Origin of the sequence: Leptospira mayottensis 200901116, from assembly GCF_000306675.2 — a bacterium.
Taxonomy (GTDB): Bacteria; Spirochaetota; Leptospiria; order Leptospirales; family Leptospiraceae; genus Leptospira; species Leptospira mayottensis.
In genome coordinates this window covers 205,001-207,500 of record NZ_CP024871.1, presented here as the reverse complement: position 1 = coordinate 207,500, position 2,500 = coordinate 205,001, and the positions used below count along the sequence as shown (strand labels likewise).

Genomic DNA, 2,500 nt, shown 5'->3' with positions numbered 1-2,500 from the left:
TCTTTGAAAAACGATTGTATAAGGTAAACTTATGATAATAGAATCCTTCTTTGTTTGAATTGATCGGATAAGGTATAAAATATTCCGCTCCAATCAACAACGAATCAGGTTTTACAACCACCATCCTTGTCCAAGTAGCAAGATTAATCGGATAATTTTCCTCTAAGAAAGATTTCTTATACTTACTTTCCCATATGGAAAGAATTTTTTTACGAATATCATTCGCTTGTTTGTATCTCTGAAGTCCGTTTAAAGAAATTTCCAGAAGAGATAAAAGAGAGATTGTCTCATTTTTACCACGCTTAGAAAGTTCAAGCTGAACCAATTTTTTGGAAGAATGAAAATCTTGACTATAAATCTCTTGCCAAATTTTTTCTTGTACTTGTACGCCTTCGGTGCTTTCGGATAAAAGAGACAAAGGAAGTGTAATCCATAAAGAAGACGCACAAATCAAAGCCAATAAAAACGCTGAATGATTCATGTAATGTTTGATAGAGCGTATAATATCTTCTAAAACAGCCATTTTTAGTGTATTTTAATAGTCGTAATTCATAAAGAGATTCTTTTATCTATCAAAAATGTCAAGCTACAAGGTTTTAACTCATCTTAGCTTTATCGAAACGAGATAAAACAAGCTTTTATATAAAAGCTTGTCTTTCCGCGTTGTGATACCAAGAAAATCCTTTTTCGTCCCACATCCGGTTAAAAGATTGAATTCCATCTTTTTGTGCGTATTCTTTTTCTTCTTCAGATACAGGTAATAAAGTTAAAAATCGAACTTGTTTTCCATTTTCAGAGACGAATCCCGAAAGATCCGGCGCATTCAATAAAGAAGTAAAACTTTTGAAATCTCGAAAGAGAATGGAAGTAAAATTCATATAAAGAGCTTCAGGATCCTTTCTCGACATAGTGATTGTATGCCCATGACCAAACCACTTTGCCATATTCCAAGGAAAACGAATCAATTCACCGATCAAATGAGGAACCCAGGATTCGGACCTTTCCAATCCTTCCGAGCCGATTTTAACGGCGAGAATCAGCTCGATTCTTGCATAGTCCTCATAATCTTTATGAAAGAGTTCGACCGTAGGCATGTTCTGCGCGCTCATTCCGATCGTAGAATAGATTAAAATTTCGGGAAACTTTTCCGATTGAAAACGGGCAATTCCGAGTTGCGGATACTTTCCTCCATCCGCAGACCAATACTTATTGTGTTTACCGAATTTGGATTCTAAAAATGAAAGCCTCTTCTCTTGAATTTCTTTCCAGGTTCCTTGTTTAGAACGTGCTTCCCAAAAATCTCGAGACGCCCGCACTCGATCGGGAATAATTCCAAAATCAGTGTTGCCCAAAGGATACGCCGTAAGTGCTTCTATCTTCGCATGAAACGAGTATCCATGGAAACCTTTGGTACCTGACCAAGAAGGAAGAAACGCAATTAAAGTTTCTTTGTAAAAAAGAGCGACCCCATCTCCTTCTTCTGTCCAGATAAAATAAAGTTCCTTCTCTTCTAAAGCGGGATGAGGCTTCGGCTCGTTTACTTCAGAATAAAGAAGAAGTGGTGCCAAGCCATTCGAAAGATCTTCCACACTTCTTTTATCAGGAGCTTCCACTCGATTACAAACCCATACAGATTTGATTCCGAATTCCGGATTCTGCTCCCCTTGAAGATAAAGATAAACGGTTCTTCCGTCATCCTCCAAATACGCGGTAAATGTTCCGTACGGATTAGCTTCTTGATAAATTACTTTAGGTTCGGTAAAATGAGTCATTGAATGGGAATTTCCACAATCTTTTGCCTAAATTTTTCGAGAAGTAATCGAATTGCTTGTTCAGATCTATATCCGTTTAAGATATCCGGAAAATAAAAAGAAGCATTAAGAAGACCGGTAAGTTCGATCTCGTTCCAAGATTCAAAAGAATCTAAAACTAAAACTACTTCTTCCGAAATAGGTTCGTGTTTTTTTTGGCAAAGAATAAAAGTCTCGATAGCTCGAGTAGGAGTCATTGGTTTTTTGTGCATATTTTTCTCTGTCTTTAGACAAAGTTCCATTGGAATGAGAATGTTTCAACTCTCTAAAAAATGGAATCAACACAAGAAAGCGGGGAAAAGGAAGTGAAAAAAATAAAAAGCCGGGAGTGTAAAAACGTTAATTACTTTCCCGGCTTCAAAATAATTCAAAAACTAACGATGGACATAGTGTTTCAAAGCGCGAATCGGAACTTTTTCTCGAGAAACCCTGGTTTTATACTGCTCAAACAAAATTAAGAATAGTATAGTGATCAGAAATAAGTTTTCCATACTTACAGTTGACTACAATTCTCACAAAAAATCGAATCATTTTGGAAATTTTTTTACCAAAGTTTTTATGAAACGTTTTAATTTTTTGGAAAAAAATTGACTAAATTAAAAATCAAACGATTTAAAGAAGGTTGTATTTATCAGCCTTTTAAAGCGTCTTTTGCGGCGGCTTTGATAGAATTCTTGAGTTTCATCCGA

General features: G+C 35.9%; 4 protein-coding genes (2 of these 4 cut by a window edge). All 4 read right to left on the bottom strand.

Annotated features, from left to right (window positions below):
• Positions 1–523, bottom strand: partial view of a hypothetical protein gene (locus LEP1GSC190_RS00955; RefSeq protein WP_002763169.1) — the 5' portion only. Its footprint begins 167 nt before the window's first position; 523 of the gene's 690 nt are visible here — the first part of the coding sequence; its start codon is at positions 521–523; its stop codon lies off the left edge, out of view.
• A gap of 115 nt (positions 524–638) precedes the next feature.
• Complete coding sequence (locus LEP1GSC190_RS00950) at positions 639–1,772, bottom strand: suppressor of fused domain protein (protein WP_004279805.1); 1,134 nt, start codon at positions 1,770–1,772, stop codon at positions 639–641.
• The gene (locus LEP1GSC190_RS00945; RefSeq protein WP_002763138.1) at positions 1,769–2,023 is read right to left on the bottom strand and encodes a hypothetical protein; all 255 of its coding nucleotides are present in this window, start codon (positions 2,021–2,023) and stop codon (positions 1,769–1,771) included. The genes LEP1GSC190_RS00950 and LEP1GSC190_RS00945 overlap by 4 nt, the downstream gene beginning before the upstream one ends.
• 419 nt (positions 2,024–2,442) lie before the next feature.
• Positions 2,443–2,500: the 3' portion of a hypothetical protein gene (locus tag LEP1GSC190_RS00940; RefSeq protein WP_002763268.1), read on the bottom strand. Its footprint extends 170 nt past the window's final position; 58 of the gene's 228 nt are visible here — the last part of the coding sequence; its start codon lies beyond the right edge, outside the window; its stop codon occupies positions 2,443–2,445.

Bases quoted from the DNA above. Each gene is read 5' to 3' on its own strand.
- LEP1GSC190_RS00945 (WP_002763138.1), bottom strand. From the start codon at position 2,023: ATGCACAAAAAACCAATGACTCCTACTCGAGCTATCGAGACTTTTATT.
- LEP1GSC190_RS00950 (WP_004279805.1), bottom strand. From the start codon at position 1,772: ATGACTCATTTTACCGAACCTAAAGTAATTTATCAAGAAGCTAATCCG.